This is a genomic window from Haladaptatus pallidirubidus, from assembly GCF_020700235.1.
GTDB lineage: Archaea > Halobacteriota > Halobacteria > Halobacteriales > Haladaptataceae > Haladaptatus > Haladaptatus pallidirubidus.
In genome coordinates this window covers 31,432-52,288 of the sequence record NZ_CP085301.1, presented here as the reverse complement: position 1 = coordinate 52,288, position 20,857 = coordinate 31,432, and the positions used below count along the sequence as shown (strand labels likewise).

The window sequence follows — 20,857 nt, the reverse complement described above, 5'->3', positions numbered from 1 at the left end:
GCCGTCAAAATCACGGTCAGTCGCGTCCCGACAGACCTGCACCGAATGCGACCCCGAACACGACGCCGAGTGCGATTCCGGTTGCAAGGTTATCCATTGCCGCTCCGATTGCAACGCCGAGGGCGAGACCGAGGCCCATACCCACGCCCATCTGCTTTCCGTTTTCGCTGTCCGAGTCGTCGTTGTCACCGTTCTCACTCTCATCGGTAGTTCGAACCATACTACACCAGAGATGAGAAGTAACATAACCGTTCCCGGTGGGTTGAAATCTCATCCCCTCGTCGCCTCGCACATGCCACGACGAAGCGTCATGTTCACGCCGGGAGACCGCCCAGAGATGATGCGCAAAGCACCCGACGCGGGGTCGGACGTAATCGTATTCGATTTGGAGGATGCGGTCGCACCCGAGCGGAAGGGCGAAGCGCGCGAAGCGGTTCGCGACGTGCTTACCGACCCGAGTTTCGCACCCGATTGTGAAGTCTGTGTCCGCGTCAATCCGACGGGAGTCACCGCAGACGATGACCTGCGAGGAATCGCGGCGGGGACCGACGCGCTCGATTCGGTCATGCTCCCGAAAACGGGATCGGCCGACGACGTGGAAACGCTCGCCCGTCTCCTCTCCGAACACGACTGCGAAGTTCCGATTCTCGCGCTCGTCGAAACGGCTCGCGGCGTCCTCAACGCGACTGAGATCGGCGCGGAACCCGCGACCGACGCGCTCGTGTTCGGTGCCGAAGACCTCTCGGCGGACATTGGTGCGACCCGAACCGACGAGGGGACGGAGGTACTCTACGCCCGCGAGCACGTCGTGTTGGCCGCGAGCGCGACGGGCGTGGACGCCATCGACACGGTTTACACCGATTTCGGCGACACCGACGGATTGGGGGAAGAAACCGAGTTCGCCATTCAACTCGGCTACGACGGCAAGATGGCGATTCACCCGGCGCAGGTGTCGCCCATCAACGACGCGTTCACGCCCGACCCGGAGCGAGTCAAGTGGGCGAAAACGGTGCTGTCGGCCAAATCGGAGGCCGACGCCGACGGGCGCGGGGTTTTTCGCGTCGATGGGGAGATGATAGACGCGCCGCTCATCGCGCAGGCGGAACGTATTCTGGCGTACGCGCAGGCGGACGAGTAGCGCTCTCCGTGGATAATTTCACGGATAAGCGCCCATCTCAAATTCGCCACGCTTAACAAGGGGTGGGTGGGATTGACAAACGATGTCCGAACAAGCGAATCCGTTCGAGAGTCTTCAGGAGCAAATCGATGACGCAGCCGAGTACATCGACGTCTCTCCTGACGTTCTCGAACGGCTCAAACACCCCGAGCGCGTGCTCGAAACGAACCTCTCCGTCGAGATGGACGATGGTTCTATCGAGGTGTTCAAAGCGTTCCGCTCGCAGTTTAACGGCGACCGTGGCCCGTACAAAGGCGGTATTCGATATCATCCCAACGTCAGCCGCGACGAAGTGAAAGCCCTCTCCGGCTGGATGGTTTACAAAACCGCCGTCGTAGACATCCCCTACGGCGGCGGCAAGGGTGGCATCATCATCGACCCCGCCGACTACAGCGAGGCGGAACTGGAACGAGTCACGCGCTCCTTTGCGAAGGAACTGCGACCCATCATCGGCGAAGACCGAGACATCCCCGCGCCGGACGTGAACACCGGCCAGCGCGAGATGAACTGGATAAAAGACACTTACGAGACGCTCGAAAACACGACGGCACCGGGCGTCATAACCGGTAAGGCGCTCGATTCCGGCGGCAGCGAGGGTCGCGTCGAGGCGACCGGTCGCTCGACCATGCTCACCGCTCGGGAAGCCTTCGACTACCTCGGCAAGGAGATGGAGGGGGCGACAGTGGCCGTACAGGGCTACGGAAACGCCGGTTGGATTGCCGCGAAACTGCTCGAAAACCTCGGCGTGAAAATCGTCGCCGTTTCGGACTCCAGCGGCGCGATTTACAACGAGGACGGCCTCCACGCCGTCGATGTAAAAGACCACAAAAACGAGACCGGAAGCGTTTCGGACTACGCCGGTGCCGGCAAAGAGATGAGCAACGAAGACCTGCTCACGCTGGACGTTGACCTGCTCGTTCCCGCCGCGCTGGAGAACGCGATCGACGGCGACCTCGCCCAGGACGTGCAGGCCGACGTCGTCGTCGAAGCCGCGAACGGTCCGCTCACGCCGGACGCCGACGACGTGCTCACGGAGCGCGGCGTTCACGTCTTCCCCGATATCCTCGCCAACGCGGGCGGCGTGACGGTGTCGTACTTCGAGTGGGTGCAGAACCGACAGCGCTTCTACTGGGACGAAGAGCGCGTCAACGACGAACTCGAAAGCATCATCGTCTCCTCGTTCGACGACCTGACGAACGCCTACGAGGAACACGACCTACCGAACTTCCGCACCGCGGCTTACGTCGTCTCCCTCCAGCGCGTCATCGACGCCTACGAAGAAGGCGGAAACTGGCCCTAGAAGTTAGTTGGCGGGGAGAATCCGGATTTCTTCGACGATTGCTTCGAATAGTGCTTGTAGTTCGAGTATTATCTCGTGAGTCGCTGGGAAGTCCCGACAACAAACGAAGCCACCGGAAGACGTCCCGTCTTTCGAGGCCGAGGAAATCGAAGATTTCCCCCGGTCCTCGCTCCCGCTGGCCGCTCGCCCTTCATCCACCGTCGGAGACAAGCTCTGACGAGCCCTCACTCACACCGGAAGAGCAGAGCTCTTCCGTACTCTCGCTCGCTGCGCTCACGAGAACTCCGTTCACGAGAACACCAAGGCCCGCCACCGCAGTCTCCCCACTCCTCCTCGACAGCGCGGAGGTGTGCTCGGTGTTCGCTTCGCTCACCCCTCACGCGAACGCGCTGGCGCACCCTTTCGGTAAGTCAATCATTCACCGTGAATCGCCAGACCGTCCTGCTGACTGGACGCGTCGGGAGGCGGGGCTGAGCCATCGCGGCGAAGCCCCGCCTCGTTGCGGGGAGGAGTTCGACCAAACCACTCCAGCAGTCTCCTTCGAACCGATACTCTAGTTTCGCCACACAATCAAAAACCAACCATCTCACGACAGACCAATTCCCACTATCGTAGAACTTTCGAGAGACATATACGGAGAGCGACCCGAGTTCGACGTATGAACCGTCGAGCGTTTCTGGCCGGGGTCGCCGGGTCCGCATCCGCCGCGCTGGCTGGCTGTACGGGTATCCTGAACACGGGGTCAGACGCCCCGGACGGCGATATCGGAATGGGGTCTGTCTCCTTCAATCCGAAGGAGTTCGAAGTGGAAGTCGGGGAAACCGTCGTCTGGGTGAACACCGACATGCGCAACCACAGCGTGACGGCGTACGAAGCGGGAATCCCGGAAGGGGCGGAATATTTCGCCTCCGGCGGTTTCGAGTCCGAACAGGCGGCCCGCGACGCGTGGAGAAATGGAAACGGAACTATCAACCCGAACACGACCTACGAACACACGTTCGAAGTACCCGGAGAGTACGCCTACTTCTGTATTCCACACGAGTCCGGGGGAATGTCAGGTACCATTGTCGTCACTGAGTAGTCTTGTAGCCATTCCACGAGAAGCTGTGTTTTCGGTTTCAACTGCGCGAAAAAGCGAAACAGGGTGGCCGATTAGACTTCGACGTCTTCTTCGTCCACGTCCACGGAGGTCTCCTCTTCTTCGGCGACCTCTTCGGGGTGAGCTTCCAGCGTTGCCTTCTGAATTTCGACCCGACGGAGCGGGTAGATGGTTTTCGCCTCGCCGTAAATCGCGCTGGAGATGCGACCTTCGACGATGCTGTCGATGACCTCTTTGAACGTGCGGTCGCTCGCGGCGTCCCGCACGAGGTCGATCATGGTTCGGCGAATGGCCTTTTCTTGGCTGTGGTCTGCCTTCTTCGTCGTGAATGCGACGGGCTGAATCTGGAGTCGATAGTCGTCCGAGGTCAACACCGTGATGTAGGCCTCGATTTTCGAGGCGCCACGGCGGCCGAGACTACGGAGGTAGTCGCGGGTGAGTTCGTGTCGAACGAACTCGGTGTACGCCGAGTCGCTACCGACGTCGTTGATTTTGAAGGTTAACTTCGTGTTGTTCTCGCTGGCGTTGTTCGTCAGTTCGCCCAGCGTGGTTTCGATGGTGCGGCCGAGCACCTTGTCCGGTTCATCTGCGGGGGTCGTTCCAAGCTCCTCTCGGTCGAACTGCTCGGGAGCGAGGACGGTGTACCACCGCTTTTCTTGTGACTTCTTAGAGACTGATCGTTCACTCATGGTTCGTGTCGTTGTAATCGTTCGCTATCTGTACTGCCTGTACTGCCACCGAGAGGTTGACGACGTAATCGTCCACGGTCGATTGGAGTCCGCCGGTCGTTTCGCGTTCGATGTGCGTCACTATCTGTCCGTCTTCCACGCTCGTTTCGATTTCGGGCGTGTTGTCCGGTTCGAGTGACGCCGCGAGTACGGCCGCGTCGTCCAGTTGCGTGCGAATCGTCGCTCGTCTCATAGCGCCTCCCGAAATGCCGAAAGGAACTCCTTTGCGTCCGCGTCGAACCGTGCGTAGCCGCGGCGTGCGCTTCCCGTTCCGACGCCGCCGAGTTCGGTCGCGGCGGTTTCCATCGCAGCGCCCAACCCGCTGTCGCGTACCGCGACTGCGGCGGCCTCGTCGTCCGTGACGACCAAGGCAATCGGCTCCGGCGAGCGAAAATCGCCGAGAAGCCGAACCGCCGTCTCGACGGGCGCGTCATCCGTGCGAGCGACGAACAGACCGTCGTACCGGCCCGTCGTCGCCTCGCGAAGCGCCGCGTGGGCTTGCTTCGCGTGGTCGCGCCACGCGTCCAGCGCGGGCGCGCGGGCGTCGTGTCCGAGCGCCAGCGCGATTCCCGTTCCGGACTGCTCGCGTGCGACCGCGTCAAGAACGTCGGCGTAGCCGCCGAGCGTCGCAAACGGCCCGTCTTCGAGTTCGAAGGGGCGAAGCGCGTTTTCCACGGTTTCGCCCGCTCGCGGCGTCGCGCTCTCCGGTCCAGTGACCGAGAGCGCGACAAGCGAAGCGACCCGACGATGCGCGTCATCGTCGAGTTCGACGGGCAGACCGATTTCCGCGAGTTCGGCCTGCACCGCACCCGGGTTGCCCGAGAAGTTCGCGTGAATCAGCGTCGAATGCGCCAATCCATCCGCGAGGTCTTCCGTGGGCGTCGAAACGCCGGGTCTGCGCGTCAGTCGGTCGCCCGCGGCGTCCAACAGTCGGGCGCTTTCGTCAGCGCCCGGTGTGGTTCCACAAGCGACGACGCCTGCGAGGGCGAGCACCGCGTCGGGGGCTCCGCCGAGTTCCTCACCGGCTTCGAAAGCCGTGCGGCTCGCCGGACATCCCGGAAGTGCCACGTCGCCGCCCGCTGCGCCAATCGTCATGACGACTTCGTCGTCGCGGGATTCGGCGCGCCGGGCAGGGAATCGCGTCGTACTCACTTGGAACGGGGTTCCGATAGTCGCGCAGGTACGGGCGAGGATACCGCCAGCCGCGAGTGCGTCGCCGCTTGGATACGCGACGATTCGAACGAAGTCGGCGTCGCGGAGCGTCGCAGCAACGTCGCTCGCGGTAGGGGCGTCCTCGGAAGCGGTTCGACCGGATGTTGCCATTTATACGAGTTCTTTCGCCACGTCGTAGGAGTAGGTGAAGTCCTCGTCGATTTCGTCGCCGCGGTAGTAGTTCACGAGGCGGCGAACTTTGGACTCGGTGTTCTGCAGAGCGCGCTTGTTGTGCTTGTCCTGCGGGTTTTCGTCAACGTGTTCGCGCAGGCGCACAGCGCGCTCCATCAGGTTGCGGAGGTCTTCGGGCAGGTCGAGTCCCGCGTCGTTTTCCTCCAGAATTTCGGTCACCTTCTTGCCAGTGACGAGCTTGACGTTCGGAACGGGCGTGCCGGTCACGCCTTCGTCGCGGAGCTTCAGGCCGATTTCGCTCGGGCTGTAGCCGTCTTCCGCGAGTTCGACGACGCGGTCTTCCACGTCGTCTGCTTCTACGTCGCTCCACTCCGGTGGTTCGTCTGCCACGGGTCGGTCCGAACCGGACGACCCACGGCGTCGGGTGTGCATTCGTGCCATTGTTCGAGGATAGGAACTGCACGAGCCGCTAGAGTGTATTGGCGGGGTTTCCGCCAGTCGTGGCGAGTGCCACGGTGCACGTCCGCAATCCCAAGTTGCGCAAAGGGACAAACTGTCCGGAAGAGAGCGGGCGGAGGCCCGCGAACGCGCGCAACGAGTCGGATTTGCGGCTGTGCCGTTCCCGTACACCACAGAAAATCGCGGAGACAGTTAAAAGATTGCTATTCGGACCGCCGTGCGACACCCCACCGCGGTCACAGTAATTTCGAGAGGTTTATCAATGGCCACCCGGAAGGTGTGAGTGCAGACACGGGCTCGTAGATCAGTGGTAGATCACTCCCTTGGCATGGGAGAGGCCCCGGGTTCAAATCCCGGCGAGTCCATGCGCTTCGCGCATTTTCCACATTCCGTAGACGGCGGAGAGGAGTTTATATTGGTGAGTTCTATCGCAGAGGTTGTGCGACAGAGCGACCGCCTTACAGGTGGGCGTTGGTGAGTCTTCTGATCGGAGGACAGAACGGAAATCCTGCACATACCTCTGTACTACGGTCACTTCCACAGGCTATTCTCCGCTTGAGATGGCGCGATTCATTCGTGTCCAAGTGTAGGACTCTCCAGGAGTCCAGTAGCTGTATGGATGTGAATTCCGGCGTGCAATTTTTGCCGCATGAGAATTTGCATATATTATTTCAGAAAATTTGTTGCGGCATTATGTAAATATGGCTGTCAATAGGGCGTAATTGTTATCTTTCTGTATAGGGAAGAGGAGGTAATGACATCAGTGGATCGTGTGCTGAATCTTCTTGGTAAAGAACGACGAAGGTATGCGTTATACTATATTAAACAACAAGATGGACCAGTCCCCATCGATGATGTCGTGAAGCAAGTTGCTGAGTGGGAAACTAACCCAGAATCGTCCCCCATTCCAGCGGACAAACTCGACCAGATTGAAGTTGAATTACTTCACAATGATTTGCCAAGAGCATCAGAAGCAGAATATGTCAAATACGACCCCGAGACGAGAGTAGTGGAACTTACCGAAGCCCCTCCTAAGTTCAACGCCATTCTCTCGGTCGCCAAGATTATAGAACGTCCAGAGCGGAATTGGGAATAGCCTTTCAGAAAGCCCACACTTACCACTCTGTCCACAGTCGGTGGTATATCCGGGTCATTCGCTTGTCGTTTAGCGAATGATGGTTCTCTTGAGGAAGTACACCGAAATAGCGCCTAAAAATTAAATCAAGCCTGCACGCTACTCACTGGAATTCCTCACCTCGCAATCCCAGACTCATCCGCAAGCTCCGCCAGTTCGAGAACAAGCTCGTCAGGAATCTCGCTCCGGGGTGTCCCCTCGAAGTGCTAACAGCGGGGATGAAACCTCCAACATACACTTTCGGGAACGAATTTCACCGCTCGATTCCATCGTCTTTGAATCATTTCCAAAAATAAAAGATTTATTACCCATCAGCAACCAGCCAGAAATGCGATGGCTTCGCGTCGAAGCCGTCGCCTCAAAGCCAAATCAGGCATCACGGAATCCGCGCGGAGGACTCACTTCGAGAAACTGCCGCGTCGGATTCCGGTTCTCCCCCCTCTCGAATAAATATAAATATATTGATAAATATTGGTTCTGGTAGGTGGAAAGCGCAAGACTGTAATCCGATATCTACTAATATGACATCCATCAAATGTATATTAATTTTAACAAGAATTTTTAATGGATTAGCGTTTGGCGATATTCAATGGCTAGTGACGAGTCCGAAGTGCTCGGGAATGGGGGCCCCGATGCTGGCCCTGATGGAATCCGTCTCAGGGACGGGTCATCGCCCAGCGTCGCCCTCGATACGTACACGTGGGAGAACTTCAAAGAGGAGTTCTTCTATGAAGACGGCGTCCCGCCGACCAACTGGCGTGGAAAAGCGCGCCCGTTCCCCGCCGAGGAGTTTCTCGGCTTCGACCCCGAAGAAACCCAATCGCGCGTCGAGGACGGAGCGAAGCGAGCGAAGGCGCTCGGAGGGCAGTTCGAGGCGTTTCTCGCCCCCGGAGAAACCGAGGTTTCGCTCGGCGAATACCTCTGGGAGCATTTTCGCTACGAATACTACTACGACCCCGACCGCGAGAAGCCGCACGAAAAACCCCGCGACGAGGACGGCAACACCATCGAATTCGACAAATCGGAGTGGCTCGGATTCGAGGAAGACGACCTTTCGGATTTGCTCACAGAGGGCTCGGCGAAGGCGAACGAACTTCTCGAAGTCGAGGACGAACGAACGCTCGACGTACCCGAGGAGTTAGACGAGGACGACTTCTTTTCGACCGTCGAAGGTCACACCACGGTGGTCAACCGCTACGACTTGGAGAAGGCGGTTCCCCTCCCGAAAAAAGCGCACTTCCGCGAAGTAGACCGCTACTGGGTGAACAAACCCAATTCGTTCGTCGTCATCTTCCACTCCGAGAAGGAAAACGAGACGAAATACTACCTCATCGAACCCTACCGGACGCGTATCGAAGACGACCTCCGGGAGTTCCTCACCGGTAAACTCCGTAGTTCCATCAAATACTCTAGCGACGACGTGGTCGTGGAGGCCGAGGAGGAAGACCGAGAGGCGGTAATCGAGCGGGAAACCCTCCGCCTACTCTCGCGGTACGACCTCTACCAACTCGGCGACGACGAAGTCGCCGAACTGCTGACCGAACTACTCGCCCAGTACGACGGTGCCCGCGAGACGTGGAACCGCTACAGCGCCGAAACGCGAGCACAAACTGGCGAGGCGATTCGAACGCTCCGGGGAGAAGCAGAACCGTACCTCGATCGATTCCGGAAAGTGGAGGTGGAAACGGCCAACGAACCAGACAAATCGGAGTCACGAAGAGATGCGGAGCAAAACGGAGGGGAAGAAAAAGCGACGACCGCCGTCTCAATCGAATCCGACGTATCGGATTCGATTGAGACGGAGGCCGACGAACCAGAGTCCGCCGAAGGTGACGTCAAGGAGAACGAAAGGGAAGAACCCCAGACGGATGCGGAAACGACGCTCCCCGCGAACACCGCAACCGAACTTCCAACGAAAATCGACGAGAGATCACTCGAAAACGCCGACGTCGCGGAGTACCTCGACGACCTCCGCACCCGCTGGAACGACTTGCTCGCGGAACACGTCGGCGATGAAAGTTTGCGTCGAGGGGTCAGAACCCGAATCGAGGAACACGAAGCGGACGAGAAAGGTGGCGAGCTCGGCGGCATCATGGCTCGGCCCGAACCAATCCTGTTGGCGGAGGATTCGGATACGCTCACGGAGTACCAAGTCGAAAAGCTGCTCTACCTGCTGAAACGGGATTTCATCGGCTACGAGCGAATCGACGGCGTCAAACACGACATCAACGTGGAGGACATCTCCTGTGACGGCTACAACTCCCCGGTGTTCGTGTATCACTCCGACTACGAGCAGATAATCACGAACGTCCACCACGGCGAGAGCGAGTTGGACGACTTCGTCGTCAAACTCGCACAGCGGTCGGGGAAGGGTATCAGCAAGCGTCAACCGCAGGTGGACGCGACGCTTCCGGACGGTTCCCGCGCCCAGTTAACCCTCGGGCGGGAAGTCTCCGACCACGGGACGAACTACACCATTCGTCAGTTCAAGGACGTGCCGTTCACGCCGCTCGACCTCATCAACTGGAACACCTTCTCGCTGGAGGAGATGGCGTTCCTCTGGTTGGCAATCGAAAACCACCGGTCGCTCATCTTCGCTGGAGGTACCGCGTCCGGGAAGACGACCAGCCTGAACGCGGTGTCGTTGTTCATCCCGAGCAACACCAAAATTGTCTCCATCGAGGACACGCGCGAAGTCGAACTCCCGCAGCGTAACTGGATCGCGAGCGTCACCCGGCCCTCCTTTTCGGACGACGACAGGGGTGACGTTGACGAGTTCGACCTGCTGGAGGCCGCCCTCCGACAGCGTCCCGACTACATCGTAATGGGTGAGATTCGCGGCGAGGAAGGTCGCACCCTCTTTCAGGTCATGTCCACCGGGCACACGACCTACACGACCTTCCACGCCGACACAGTGGGTGAGGTGCTGAAGCGATTCACCACGGAACCCATCAACGTCTCGAAGACGCTGTTTACCGCGCTCGATTTGGTTTCGGTGCAGACCCAAACGCGGGTCAAAGGAAGCAAAGTTAGGCGAACGAAATCGCTCACCGAAATCAATCACTACGACACGGAAAACGACGAAATCAACGTCAAGGACGTGTTTCAGTGGCGCGCCGAGACGGACGAACACGAACGCCTCACCGGGTCGAACACCTTAGAAGAGATTAAGTTCGACCGCGGGTGGACGCAGGAGCGACTCGAATCGGAGCTGCTCATGCGGCGAACCATCCTCGCCTATCTCCTCGACAACGGTCTGAACGAGTATACGCAGGTCGCAGCGACGATCCAGGCGTTCATCAACGACCCGGACACCATCCTCGCGATGGTCGCGAACGACAAATTGGAGGACAGTCTCGCCAACCTCCGCGAAATGGAGAGCGTCCTCATCGACATCGACCCCGAAAAAGAAGAGATGGTGCCGCGGCCCGACCCAGACGAAGAAATCGTCCAACTGTCGAAGGATATCCTCGCAGAGGCGGAAAACAGGCTGTTCGACCAGTACTGCGACGTGCAGGTCGGGGACGACAGCCTCGCCGTGGCGCTGGCCGACACTGCGAAACCGGCGGACGAACCGATTCGTTCCGATTCAGCGACCGAATTCCACACCGACTCACGGAGGAATCGACGGGACGACCAGCGCGGTGACCAGTCGCCGTCGGCTCTGGACGACGATTCGTTCGGTGAGTTCGAGGAAGCGATGGTCGCGGAGGACGAAAAATCGCGTTCAGCTCCGGAGGACGGCGAATGAGCCACGGTTCCGCGACGAGCGGAAACGGAACGAGTGCCGACCGCCTCGCGGACGCCTTCTATCCGGTGTACGACCGGCTGTTCTCCGAAAACAGCGACTTCGCTACCGGTCTCGAAGAGAAGCTCGCCGAGGCGCGAATGCCGGAAACCGCGGAGCTGTACCTTTCCCGCGGCCTCGGAGTCGGAACGCTCGCCGGTGTCGTGCTGTGGCTCGTCGGTCTCCTTCTCGGCTATTTACTGGTCGCAATAGGATTCGTCGGCCAAGGCGTCTGGCTCGGAATGCCTCTTTCGGGAACGACCGCGGACGTGCTGAACGCGCTGAAGATTCCTGCGCTGGTTCTCGGAACCGGCATCGTTCTCGGAGCGGTCGGTTTCGCAGTTGGGTTCGGAACCGTCGTCGCCATCCCCTACAGCCGGGCGAGCGCCCGAAAGCGTGAAATCAACATGCTTCTGCCGGACGCCATCTCGTTCATGTACGCGCTCTCCATCGGCGGCCTGAATCAACTGGAGATTTTAGAGGCGATAGCGAAAGCCGACGACACCTACGGCGAGATATCTCACGAGTTCAAAAGCATCGTACAGGAGACGGAGTATTTCGATACGGATTACCGAACCGCAATCAGAAAACGGGCGGTCGAAACGCCCAGCGACGAGTTGGGGCAGTTTCTCACGGATATGCTCTCTATCGTCAACAGCGGTGGAGATATGAGCCAGTTTTTGGACGATAAGAAGGACAAACACATGCGAACCGCCAAACAGGAGCAGGAGCTAACGCTCGAAACGTTGGAACTGTTCGGCGAGATGTACATGACGCTCTCTCTGTTTCCTCTCTTGCTCATCATCATCCTCGTCATCATGAGCATGCTCGGGGAAGCACAGGAGGTCATGCTCTACGGAACAGTGTACGTCCTGCTTCCGATTACAGGCATCGCCTTTCTCGTTCTCGTTTCGACGGTGAAACAGGACGACCCCGGTAGTGGCTATCTCGACACGGGCGACGGCAACCAGCGGTTAGAAACCGTCTCCGGTGCCGGACTGCTCCACCTCGGTCTCGTCGAGGAGTTCGTCGGGGATTTTTCCGTGTTCGACCGAATCAAGAGCAAGGAAGGAACCCACACTACCGTCGAACTGCTCAAACGCCCCCACTATTTTTTCCGCGACAATCCGCTGTTCGTCCTCGGCATTACACTTCCGACGTCGATGGTACTCGTCGCAAGTGCAGTGTGGACCGGTACAACTCCGGCGTCGGTCGATGGTTTGACGGCAAATCCCATCTGGACGACGTTCATCTTCGTCTACGTTCCGCTGTACGTGAACGGCATTCCACTCGCAATCTTCCGCGAGTGGAACGTTCACTCGCGGCGGGCGATATTGCGAAAGCTTTCCGACGACTTGCGAAAGCTATCGAGCGCGAACGACACCGGCCAGACGTTGCTCGAATCCGTCAAAACCGTGGCGGACACCTCTTCCGGCAAACTCGCGGACGAGTTCGACCGGATTCACACCAAGGTGCAGTACGGCATGAGCATGAAAACGGCATTCATCGAGTTCAACAACCGCTATCATCTGCCGCGTCTCGCTCGGACGATAACGCTCATCAGCAAGGCACAGGAGGCGTCGAGCCAAATTACCGCGGTTCTCACGACCGCGGCACAGACGAGCGAGAATCAGGACGACATCGCGCGGGAGCGCCGCTCCCGTGCGCGGATGCAAGTCGTCATCATCATCATGACCTACCTCACCTTGCTCGCGGTGATGGCCATCTTGAAAGTGGAGTTCCTTGACGTGATGTCCGGACTCGCGGGGCAGTCGTCGGGCGCGGAATCGGGGTCGCCGCAGGGTGTGAGCTTTGGAACCAGCATCGACACGACGATGCTGTCGATGTTGTTCTTCCACGCCGTAACGATACAGGCGATTCTTTCGGGATTCATCGCGGGCTACATCCGAGATGCCGACCTGCTTTCCGGCGTGAAGTTCGCCGTCGTCCTCCCGACCATCGCTCTCATCACGTTCATCTTCATCTAACCATGCGAGGACAAACGAGCATTGACTTTCTGGTCGGAATGAGCGTCTTCCTGCTCACGGTCGCCTTCGTGTTCGCCACGCTTCCGAACACGTTCGCACCGTTCACGGGCGACGACAGTTCGGAGTTGCTCGGCACAGACCGCGTCGCCTCCCATCTCACGGAGGGAACGCTTGCACAGCAAAATCGACCGGGGGTGTTGAACGGAACGTGTACGGAACAGTTCTTCGGCACGTCCGGTGCCTGCCATCCGAGCAATCTCAACGCCGCCCTCGGCGTCGGGGCGAACGAGCGCGTCAACGTGACTATCGAGTCGAGCGGCGCGATTCGTGACATCGGCGGCACTCAACTCAGCGCGGGACCGACAACGCCGACGAACGGTTCCGTCGTCGTCGCATCGCGCCTCGTCTCCATCGACGGCGAAGAGTACGAACTGTACGTGAGGACGTGGTAACATGGACAGGAAACGAACGCACGATAGAGCACAAGCACACACGTTGGAATCGTTCACCGCGGCACTGTTAATCGTCAGTGCGGTCGTCTTTTCGTTGCAGGCGACCGCCGTGACGCCGCTCACGGCGAGTACGTCGAACCAGCACATCGAGAATCAGGAGGAGGCGACCGCCGACGGACTTCTTTCAGTCACTGCGGACGACGGCCGACTCCGCGAAGCCGTGCTGTACTGGAACGAAACCGAGGAGCAGTTCGCCGGTTCGAACGACGACGGCATCTACGCGAACGGCGGTCCGCCGAACGCCTTTGGAACGGTACTGAACGAAACGTTCGGCAACGTCACGTCGAGTGATGGCCGTATCGCCTACGACGTGTTCGTCAGCTACCGACTGCCGAACAACGAGACTCGCCGGAAGACGATGGTGTACATGGGGTCGCCGAGCGATAACGCCGTCGTCGCTACCCGCACCGTGACTCTGTTCGACGAGGACGGACTCACGTCATCCGGCGGCGGAACGGTTGACGGTTCGTTCTACGCCCCGGACGCCGCTCCGAACGCGAGGCTGTACAACGTCTTGGAGGTGCGAATCGTCGTATGGAAGATGTGACACCGATTCGGCGACTTTCTGGCGACGACCGCGGTCAGCTTATCCTCGTAACTGGCCTCGCCATCGCCGTCATTCTGGTCGCCCTCGTCCTCCTCCTCAACACGGTCATTTACACCGAGAACCTCGCCACGCGGGGCGCGGACGTAGGTGGACGCGATGCGGTCGAGTTCCGTGCCGTCGCGGCGACCGGCACCGGACAGGTCATCGATAGCGAGAACGACGCGGATCATTCCTCGCCGGAGGTCGCGACCGAAAACGCCAGTTACGGCATCCGTCGGTACGCCGATCTGCTCGAACGCGGTTACCTGGAGCGTTCGACGGTGGCCGAAATTTCGAACCTCTCCCTCGCCGAGGGGATGACCCTGCGTCACGAAAACACGACGCGGACGTTCGTCAGCGCGGACGGAGATCAAAACTGGACGTTGGCGACGAACGTCGGCGAAAATGAACTTCGCCGCTTCCGGTTCGATCTCTCGCGAGACCAACTCGCGTCCTCACCGTCGCAGGCGTTCCGAATCGTGGCGGACGACGGCGATGACGTGCGGCGAGTGTTCGTTTATCGACAGGGGAGCGAAGTCGTCGTCGCCACGAACACAGCGGCGGGCGGGTCGCCGACGCCGGTCTGCTCGGTGACGGCCGCGAGAACCACGTTTTCTCTCACCGCACGAACGCTCGGTGGCGAGTCCTGTTCCCTCGATTTCGCCGGTGAACCGGACGACGAGTACTCCGTAGAGTACCGGTACGGAAACAAGGCGAACGGAACCTACTCCGTCGCCGTGAACACGTCCGGGGGCGCGAACGTAAACGTCCCGAATTTCGAACCGGACTCCAGCGCGTCGCCGTACATCAGCCACGCCGTTTACAGCGCGACGTTCGACCTGCACTACCAGACGGCGCGACTGACCTACGCCGAACGCATCAGAGTTGCTCCGGGTGAAAGCGATGAGTAACCGCGACCGAACGGAAGCGGCAACGAACCGCGACCGCGGCGTTTCGGTGACGGTGAACTACGCGCTCAATCTCGTCGTCGCGACGTTGCTCATCGCGGGCCTGTTAACCGCGACGGGTGGTATGGTCGAAGACCAACGCCGAGATGCGGTCCGAACGGAACTTCAAGTCATCGGTCAACGACTATCCGCCGACGTTCAAACCGCCGATAGACTCGTTCAAACGGGCGGTACGACGGTCGCAATCGAATCGTCGCTTCCCGAGCGCGTGGCGGGGGTTCCCTATTCGGTAACCGTCGAACCGGGCGTGTTCGTGTTAGAGACGAGCAGACCTCGCGTCACCGTTCGCGTTTCCTTTGTGACTACCACGACGGTCGAAGAGACGGCGATTTCCGGCGGTTCAATGACCATCGTCCGCGCGGACAGCGGCGAGTTGGAGGTGCGGTCGTGAACGACCGCGCCGCGAGCGAAACGGTGGGGTTCGTCCTCGTGACGGCAACCGTCGGTGCGGTGTACGCGACGGGTCTCGAAGGACTGCACGACGCGCAACAGTTCGAGCAGGTGAACAACGCCGAACGCGCCTTCGACGTGTTGGCCGACAACGTCGCGGACGTTCAACGCGAAGGAACACCGAGTCGGGCGACCGAACTTCGTTTGGGCGGTGCGACGCTCGGTTACGGCGACCCCGTGACGATTCGCGTGCAGGTCAACGATACCGTCTCGACGAAAAACGCGACGTACATCATGAACGCCAGACCGCTCGTTTACTCCGGCGTCGAGGATAGCGAACTCGTCTACGTCGGTGGCGCGGTGTTCCGAAGCGATGGCGGCGCGAGCACGATGCGACGCGAACCGAGATACGTGTTCGACGACGAACGGGCGGTCGTTCCGTTCCTCGTCACCTATCCCAGCGGAAACGAGCGCACTCTTTCCGGCGATTCGACCGCGCTCGTCGTCGCGTATCGGCAGTCCGCCGGTCTCGATGGCCAGTTCCGAACCGCTACCGCGTCCGACGCGCGGATGAACGTGACCGTCGAATCGCCGCGATCGACGGCGTGGAAGCGGTATTTCGAGGAGGAGGGACTGACAGCCATCGACGGTGACGCGGCCGACGGGAGCGTTACCTATCAGTTGGTTACCGACCGAGTCATCATCCCCGAAACTGTCGTCGAGTTCGAACTGAAGCGGTAATTTCGGTCGTTATGTCGACGGTGGTTCCCGACAGTTACGCCGACGTGACATTCACTCGGTTGGTGGAAACGTGCATGTACGTGACGCGAGGAACCGTAGTGAAATCCGCAGGCAGTGTCTCCGTCATGACGAGCGCTTGGTCGTAATGAACCGTCCCGCCGGAGCGGAGAACCGTCTTCCCGCCGACGATAGCGCCGTACACCTCCCCGTGAGACGTAACCGAAACGTCACCGTACTGGCTCCTGGAATCCGGGGCGTAAAGCACGCCGACGAACTCCGTGTCGTCGCCGGAAACCGTGGCGCTGGTTCCCGGCGGCCCGTATATCCGGAACGCTCTCGATTTGTCGCCCGGAATCGAAACATCGGCCCCATTCGTCACGCTCACCGTGTCCCCGAGCACGTAGACGTTCGCGGTTCCGTTGTCGGGGTTCTGTACCTGTATCGTGCCGCCGTTGAGCATCACATCGTCGTCAACGACGACATCAATGTCGCCGTTTTGCAGGTCGAGAGAAAGGGTTTCCCCGGAGTTGAGACCGAGGTCGTCAACGTAGTAGTTGCCGTTCGTCAACGTCCACGCCGATTTCGACGGGTCGAGCCCTCGTCCGTCGATTGCATCCGACCTACCGTTGTCATTGTTTGCCTCGACGGATTCCGCTTGGTTCTTTATCATCGAACCGATCGGGTCTATCTGTTCGACCGACCCGTTGTCGGCAGTCCATCCGCCGACGGTCGCTTTCTTGTGGAGGGACGTGCTTCCGCCGTACGAAAGATTTCCGGTGATGGCCGTGTTGGCGCTCTGCATTTTCACGATGCCGCCACCGGTCACGAGGTCACCTTCGATTTCCGCACCGCCGCTAAGCGACACCCCACCAACGGTGTTGACCGTTCCCTTCGACCCCTCGGTTTCGCTGTACGGGCCAATCGATGAGTTGTAACTGTCGGTAAAAGACGATCCGCCCGCCCCCTCGATGACGAGTTCTTGCGGCGAGGTGGACGCTAACCCTTGTTTGATTTTCGGTGCCTTCGTCGGCGTGACGAGCGTAAGCGTCACGGCGTTCGCCGAATGGTCGTATTCGACCTCGCCACCGGTTCGTTGTTCGAAGAAATTACCCCATGCGCGGTAGGAGTCACTTCCGACGGTGATATTGACCGTCGCTTCCGAGAGTGGATTCGTTTTCTTCGGCTCTGCAAGCGGGAATTTCGACTCGGCACTCCCGTTTTTCGAAACTTCGAGACGCGGGGAGAGCCCCCCATCGCCGCCGACGATAATCAGCGGAAGCGTGAGTGTTGTCTCTCGGTAATGAAATTCGGGCGGCGAAACCATCGTCGAACCCTCGCCGGTTCGTCGCCAAACGCCGCCGCCTTGATAGGCGATGGTCGTTTGGTCGTTTCGGTAAACGACCGCACCGAGCGTTTGATTCATCACCTCCACCGCCGCTCCGTCGTCGGGGTCAACCTCGACGCGCATCCACCCATCCTGTGTGCGAGTGAGGGGTTGGCCGTCGTTTCCGACGCCGAGATTCACTCGCTGAATATCCGTCTCGCCGATACCGACGAGACTCGCCTTCGAGTCCAGTTGTGTCATCGCGTGCTCCGCGCTGTCGAGTTCGGCTGCACGCTTCGAGTCGTCCAGCACCGACGACCCGAGGGCGACGATGAGTCCCGTCCCCGCGAGCGTTATCATGAGGAGAAGGACGACGCCCAACGTCTCAGTCTGCGCGCGAGTTGACGGGAGTGTCATGTCGGCACTTCTTTCGTCATTCATAATAAACGTCCGCACTAATATCGAAAATATATTATTTAGAACTCCGCCTACTGCGCCGATATTTCCCAGCTCATATAAATATATAAATATTTTATTGCGGCATTTCGGTTGCAAATACAGGCACAACAGGTAGTACCCTGTACCGACCAAACCACGGTATGGCCCGAATCTCAACGGTCGTAATGTTGGCTGGCGTCGTCATGTTCTTCATCCCAGAACCGATAACGTCCGGACTCGGATTGCTCGTTCTCCTCATCGGGGCGGCGATGCGACTGCTTAGTAGCGCGTAGCCGACGAACGTTAAGTGCGTGTGCGATGAACAGTTTTTGAATGGGATTGTTCGATTCGGTGCGACAGATTTTCACGATAACGGGCAACGAATACCGATGTCACTACTGCGGGCGAACGTTTTCGTACTCCGTCGAACTGCCGGATTTGAACTGTCCGTACTGCGATTCGGCCGACATCGAGCGAATCGATTGAGCGAATCGATCGTAGAAGCCGTAAAATCGACTGCCGAAGACGCAACAGTTTTGAACCATCACAAACGTTGATGGTTCCGCTTGACGAACGTAACAACCGTGTTCGAATCTGACGAGGCGTTCGTCGCCGCTCTGCAATCTCACCTCGGTTCCGCGCTCCGAACGGTGGCCAGCAGACAAAACGGCGGGTACGAGATGCTGTACACCCGAAAAGACATAGCTGGGCGATTCACGCCCGCCGATTTCAACCGGATTCACGACGAATCACTGCTCGCTGACGAACCGCGAGAAGACGCGGAAAACGTGTTTCGTGCCGGAGTCCTCAACTTTGCACTTTATACGTTCGACGCGGCCGTCGTCTTACAATTCCCCAGCGATTCCGGGTCGCTGTTCGTCGCATTCGACAACGACGACGTTCCGCTCCTTCCCATCGTCGAGGTGTGTACCGAGTGGATGCAAACGCACTCGTGAGGTAGCGAGTTGACGAAGGCTCCGACGACTACTTTCGGAGTCGTGCATATTTATTACAGCGTCCTCTGAACGCCCCCCAATGTATCGGCAGATTCATCACCGGGTAAATCAGCCCTTTCAGGTCGGTGCAGGTGGTCGAATCGGGCAGTACGTCGACTCGTTTATCCTCGCGCTCATCGTTGCGAACGTCGCAACCGTCATCCTCGAAACGGTCGAGCCGCTCCACTCGGCGTATGGAGCCGAGTTCTACCTGTTCGAACTGGTGAGCGTCGTCATCGGAATCGGCCTGTTCGCGCTTCTCGCGTCGATTTTAGCCTCGGGGTTCGTGGAGGAATCGCAGCACGAGACGAAATACGCCTGTCCGCACTGCGGAGAACGCGTTTCGGAACACGAACTACACGAGTTGAAGTGAAGTCGTTTTCGGACAGCAGGAGTAGGTTCATTTCGAATGCAGGCCCAACGCTTACGCCGCTTCGAAGACTGTAATGTATACGATGATTGGCCCATTTACGGTGGGAAAGAAGGCGGCAAAGTTCGGCTACAAACGATACGGGATCCCGGGTGCGGTCGTGGCGGGCGGTACCGGAGCGGTCGGCTATCTCGCGGTGAAGCGAGCGGTCAAATCGGTCGCAAAGAGCAAGGACACCGGAACCGCCATCGACGTGAAAACGATTCAATCGGCGGTCGAGGAGGACGGAATCGACGCCGTAACCAACAAGGAAACGCTCGAATCCGCAATCGACGAAGAAGAGTTCGATTCGGAAATCGACATGGACGAAGTCCAATCCGCAACCGAGGAGGAAACGGACGAACTGCAAGGTAACGACTCCCAACCGACGGACGACTCCGACGAGTAGGTTCTCCGTCGGAGTCCAATCCGCCGAGCGAAGGCCAGCAACTATTAGCCCGTTGCTCTCTTTCTCCGTCAACGCATGCAATCCGTAATTCACCTGATTTCCGGCGACGAGAGCGAACAGAAGACCGCCCTCGCAATCGCCAGAAACCTCCTTGACGACGAGAGTGGCACGATAGACGACGTGGCGGTCGTCGCACAGGCTGGCGGTATCGAAGCCGTCACCGCTGGGGGAGAGCGAGAAGAGCAGGTGCAGTCGCTGATGGACGACGGCGTCCCGTTCAAAGCCTGTAGCAACACCCTCGACGTGATGAACCTCGACGAATCCGACCTCATCGACGGCATCGAAACCGTTCCGGAGGGTGCCGTCGAAGTCACGCGGTTGGAAAACGAGGGCTACGCGTACATGCGACCCTAGAAAAGCGACCAAAACCGAGCGTCTTTCGGTTCACTCGTCACTCCGTTCCTCGTTGCGCGGGCGTGACGGGATTCCCGCGAGCGAACGAAGTAAAGCGAGTGGGAGTCAGCCACGCTCGTTGACCGAGCGTAGCGAAGGAAGCGGGCGTGGCGGGATTCGAACCCGCGGTCGAGAGGTTAGGAACCTCTCGCCCTATCCGCTAGGCCACACGCCCTATATAAACGCACAAACTGACACAGAAATACGCTTACTGTCCGGATTCGGTCTCGGTTTCGGTGTTGGTGTTGGGTTCGGTGCGGGTCTGCGGTTCGTCGTCAAATTCGCTCGCATCGCCGGACGGCGAACTGGACGACGACCCCGACTCCTGCATCTCGCGGAGTTCGTCTTCGACTTCCTGTCGCCCTTTTTTGAACTCTCCCATCGCCTCGCCCGTCGAGCGCGCGAGTTTCGGAATCTTGTTGGCACCGAACAGAAGCACTGCGATGAGCAGAATCACCGCAAGCTCCATCCCACCGGGAACCGGCCCGAATAGTGGTATCATTTCGTACATCCTCTACCAGTTGCTTACCCATTGGCAATTATAGGCTTTTTGCTCTACTCAGGTTCACGGTACTCCACATTCGGATCAGCCATCTAACTCGTCTTCCACCGAGC

Annotated in this window: 26 protein-coding genes and 2 tRNA genes; 19 read left to right on the top strand and 9 right to left on the bottom strand. The window is 59.1% G+C overall.

Annotated elements, in window-relative coordinates:
* Positions 1–16: 16 nt before the first annotated feature.
* Positions 17–220: a glycine zipper domain-containing protein gene (locus tag LIX15_RS00320; RefSeq protein ID WP_227775528.1), complete on the bottom strand. Its 204-nt coding sequence runs from the start codon at positions 218–220 to the stop codon at positions 17–19.
* A gap of 72 nt (positions 221–292) precedes the next feature.
* Between LIX15_RS00320 and LIX15_RS00315 the strand changes: the two genes are divergently transcribed.
* Positions 293–1,138: an HpcH/HpaI aldolase/citrate lyase family protein gene (locus LIX15_RS00315; protein WP_227775527.1), complete on the top strand. Its 846-nt coding sequence runs from the start codon at positions 293–295 to the stop codon at positions 1,136–1,138.
* 82 nt (positions 1,139–1,220) lie between these two features.
* Entirely contained in the window at positions 1,221–2,477 is a 1,257-nt protein-coding gene (locus tag LIX15_RS00310; RefSeq protein ID WP_227775526.1) for a Glu/Leu/Phe/Val family dehydrogenase, read from the top strand.
* 3 nt (positions 2,478–2,480) lie between these two features.
* Here LIX15_RS00310 and LIX15_RS00305 read toward each other — a convergent pair whose 3' ends face one another.
* Positions 2,481–2,687, bottom strand: coding sequence for a hypothetical protein (locus LIX15_RS00305; protein ID WP_227775525.1), 207 nt, complete (start codon positions 2,685–2,687; stop codon positions 2,481–2,483).
* A 146-nt stretch (positions 2,688–2,833) separates the two neighbouring features.
* Here LIX15_RS00305 and LIX15_RS00300 point away from each other — a divergent pair, with 146 nt between their 5' ends.
* Positions 2,834–3,034: a hypothetical protein gene (locus LIX15_RS00300; protein ID WP_227775524.1), complete on the top strand. Its 201-nt coding sequence runs from the start codon at positions 2,834–2,836 to the stop codon at positions 3,032–3,034.
* Positions 3,035–3,135: 101 nt separating this feature from the next.
* Positions 3,136–3,558, top strand: a complete 423-nt coding sequence (locus tag LIX15_RS00295; RefSeq protein WP_227775523.1) for a plastocyanin/azurin family copper-binding protein — start codon at positions 3,136–3,138, stop codon at positions 3,556–3,558.
* Positions 3,559–3,629: 71 nt separating this feature from the next.
* Here the strand turns inward: LIX15_RS00295 and LIX15_RS00290 are convergent, their stop codons facing one another.
* From LIX15_RS00290 to LIX15_RS00275, 4 genes are read right to left on the bottom strand one after another with little or no spacing between them, the layout of a single operon-like run.
* A complete protein-coding gene (locus tag LIX15_RS00290; RefSeq protein ID WP_227775522.1) occupies positions 3,630–4,265 on the bottom strand; it encodes a 30S ribosomal protein S3ae in 636 nt (211 codons plus the stop codon).
* A complete protein-coding gene (locus LIX15_RS00285) occupies positions 4,258–4,497 on the bottom strand; it encodes a KEOPS complex subunit Pcc1 (protein WP_227775521.1) in 240 nt (79 codons plus the stop codon). Before LIX15_RS00285 ends, LIX15_RS00290 begins: the two co-directional genes overlap by 8 nt.
* Complete coding sequence (locus LIX15_RS00280) at positions 4,494–5,627, bottom strand: exonuclease RecJ (protein WP_227775520.1); 1,134 nt, start codon at positions 5,625–5,627, stop codon at positions 4,494–4,496. Before LIX15_RS00280 ends, LIX15_RS00285 begins: the two co-directional genes overlap by 4 nt.
* The gene (locus LIX15_RS00275; protein ID WP_227775519.1) at positions 5,628–6,089 is read right to left on the bottom strand and encodes a 30S ribosomal protein S15; all 462 of its coding nucleotides are present in this window, start codon (positions 6,087–6,089) and stop codon (positions 5,628–5,630) included. It abuts the gene before it with no gap.
* 311 nt (positions 6,090–6,400) lie between these two features.
* On the opposite strand from LIX15_RS00275, the gene LIX15_RS00270 reads away from it, so the two are divergent.
* From LIX15_RS00270 to LIX15_RS00230, 9 genes are all read left to right on the top strand, one after another.
* Positions 6,401–6,472, top strand: a tRNA-Ala gene (locus LIX15_RS00270).
* 389 nt (positions 6,473–6,861) lie between these two features.
* A complete protein-coding gene (locus LIX15_RS00265) occupies positions 6,862–7,203 on the top strand; it encodes a DUF7344 domain-containing protein (RefSeq protein ID WP_227775518.1) in 342 nt (113 codons plus the stop codon).
* Positions 7,204–7,831: 628 nt separating this feature from the next.
* Complete coding sequence (locus LIX15_RS00260; protein ID WP_227775517.1) at positions 7,832–10,993, top strand: ATPase, T2SS/T4P/T4SS family; 3,162 nt, start codon at positions 7,832–7,834, stop codon at positions 10,991–10,993.
* Complete coding sequence (locus tag LIX15_RS00255; RefSeq protein WP_227775516.1) at positions 10,990–13,017, top strand: type II secretion system F family protein; 2,028 nt, start codon at positions 10,990–10,992, stop codon at positions 13,015–13,017. Before LIX15_RS00260 ends, LIX15_RS00255 begins: the two co-directional genes overlap by 4 nt.
* A gap of 2 nt (positions 13,018–13,019) precedes the next feature.
* A complete protein-coding gene (locus tag LIX15_RS00250; RefSeq protein WP_227775515.1) occupies positions 13,020–13,469 on the top strand; it encodes a DUF7287 family protein in 450 nt (149 codons plus the stop codon).
* 1 nt (position 13,470) lies between these two features.
* Positions 13,471–14,076: a DUF7288 family protein gene (locus tag LIX15_RS00245; protein ID WP_227775514.1), complete on the top strand. Its 606-nt coding sequence runs from the start codon at positions 13,471–13,473 to the stop codon at positions 14,074–14,076.
* Entirely contained in the window at positions 14,064–15,026 is a 963-nt protein-coding gene (locus LIX15_RS00240; RefSeq protein WP_227775513.1) for a DUF7261 family protein, read from the top strand. The genes LIX15_RS00245 and LIX15_RS00240 overlap by 13 nt, the downstream gene beginning before the upstream one ends.
* Entirely contained in the window at positions 15,019–15,474 is a 456-nt protein-coding gene (locus LIX15_RS00235; protein WP_227775512.1) for a DUF7266 family protein, read from the top strand. The genes LIX15_RS00240 and LIX15_RS00235 overlap by 8 nt, the downstream gene beginning before the upstream one ends.
* Positions 15,471–16,214, top strand: coding sequence for a DUF7289 family protein (locus tag LIX15_RS00230; protein ID WP_227775511.1), 744 nt, complete (start codon positions 15,471–15,473; stop codon positions 16,212–16,214). Before LIX15_RS00235 ends, LIX15_RS00230 begins: the two co-directional genes overlap by 4 nt.
* A 34-nt stretch (positions 16,215–16,248) precedes the next feature.
* Here LIX15_RS00230 and LIX15_RS00225 read toward each other — a convergent pair whose 3' ends face one another.
* Positions 16,249–17,979, bottom strand: a complete 1,731-nt coding sequence (locus LIX15_RS00225; RefSeq protein WP_227775510.1) for a DUF7289 family protein — start codon at positions 17,977–17,979, stop codon at positions 16,249–16,251.
* A 158-nt stretch (positions 17,980–18,137) separates the two neighbouring features.
* Here LIX15_RS00225 and LIX15_RS00220 point away from each other — a divergent pair, with 158 nt between their 5' ends.
* The 6 genes from LIX15_RS00220 (at position 18,138) to LIX15_RS00195 (ending at position 20,203) form a co-directional block, all read left to right on the top strand.
* Positions 18,138–18,269, top strand: coding sequence for a transporter (locus tag LIX15_RS00220; protein ID WP_227775509.1), 132 nt, complete (start codon positions 18,138–18,140; stop codon positions 18,267–18,269).
* 40 nt (positions 18,270–18,309) lie between these two features.
* Entirely contained in the window at positions 18,310–18,462 is a 153-nt protein-coding gene (locus tag LIX15_RS00215; RefSeq protein ID WP_227775508.1) for a hypothetical protein, read from the top strand.
* A gap of 80 nt (positions 18,463–18,542) precedes the next feature.
* Positions 18,543–18,932: a DUF7522 family protein gene (locus LIX15_RS00210; protein ID WP_227775507.1), complete on the top strand. Its 390-nt coding sequence runs from the start codon at positions 18,543–18,545 to the stop codon at positions 18,930–18,932.
* A gap of 79 nt (positions 18,933–19,011) precedes the next feature.
* Positions 19,012–19,344, top strand: a complete 333-nt coding sequence (locus tag LIX15_RS00205) for a hypothetical protein (protein WP_227775506.1) — start codon at positions 19,012–19,014, stop codon at positions 19,342–19,344.
* An 82-nt stretch (positions 19,345–19,426) separates the two neighbouring features.
* Complete coding sequence (locus LIX15_RS00200; protein ID WP_227775505.1) at positions 19,427–19,789, top strand: hypothetical protein; 363 nt, start codon at positions 19,427–19,429, stop codon at positions 19,787–19,789.
* Between the two features lie 75 nt (positions 19,790–19,864).
* The gene (locus LIX15_RS00195; RefSeq protein WP_227775504.1) at positions 19,865–20,203 is read left to right on the top strand and encodes a DsrE family protein; all 339 of its coding nucleotides are present in this window, start codon (positions 19,865–19,867) and stop codon (positions 20,201–20,203) included.
* Positions 20,204–20,344: 141 nt separating this feature from the next.
* Here LIX15_RS00195 and LIX15_RS00190 read toward each other — a convergent pair.
* A tRNA-Arg gene (locus LIX15_RS00190) sits at positions 20,345–20,417 on the bottom strand.
* A gap of 33 nt (positions 20,418–20,450) precedes the next feature.
* Entirely contained in the window at positions 20,451–20,744 is a 294-nt protein-coding gene (locus LIX15_RS00185) for a twin-arginine translocase TatA/TatE family subunit (RefSeq protein WP_345409719.1), read from the bottom strand.
* Positions 20,745–20,857: the final 113 nt, after the last annotated feature.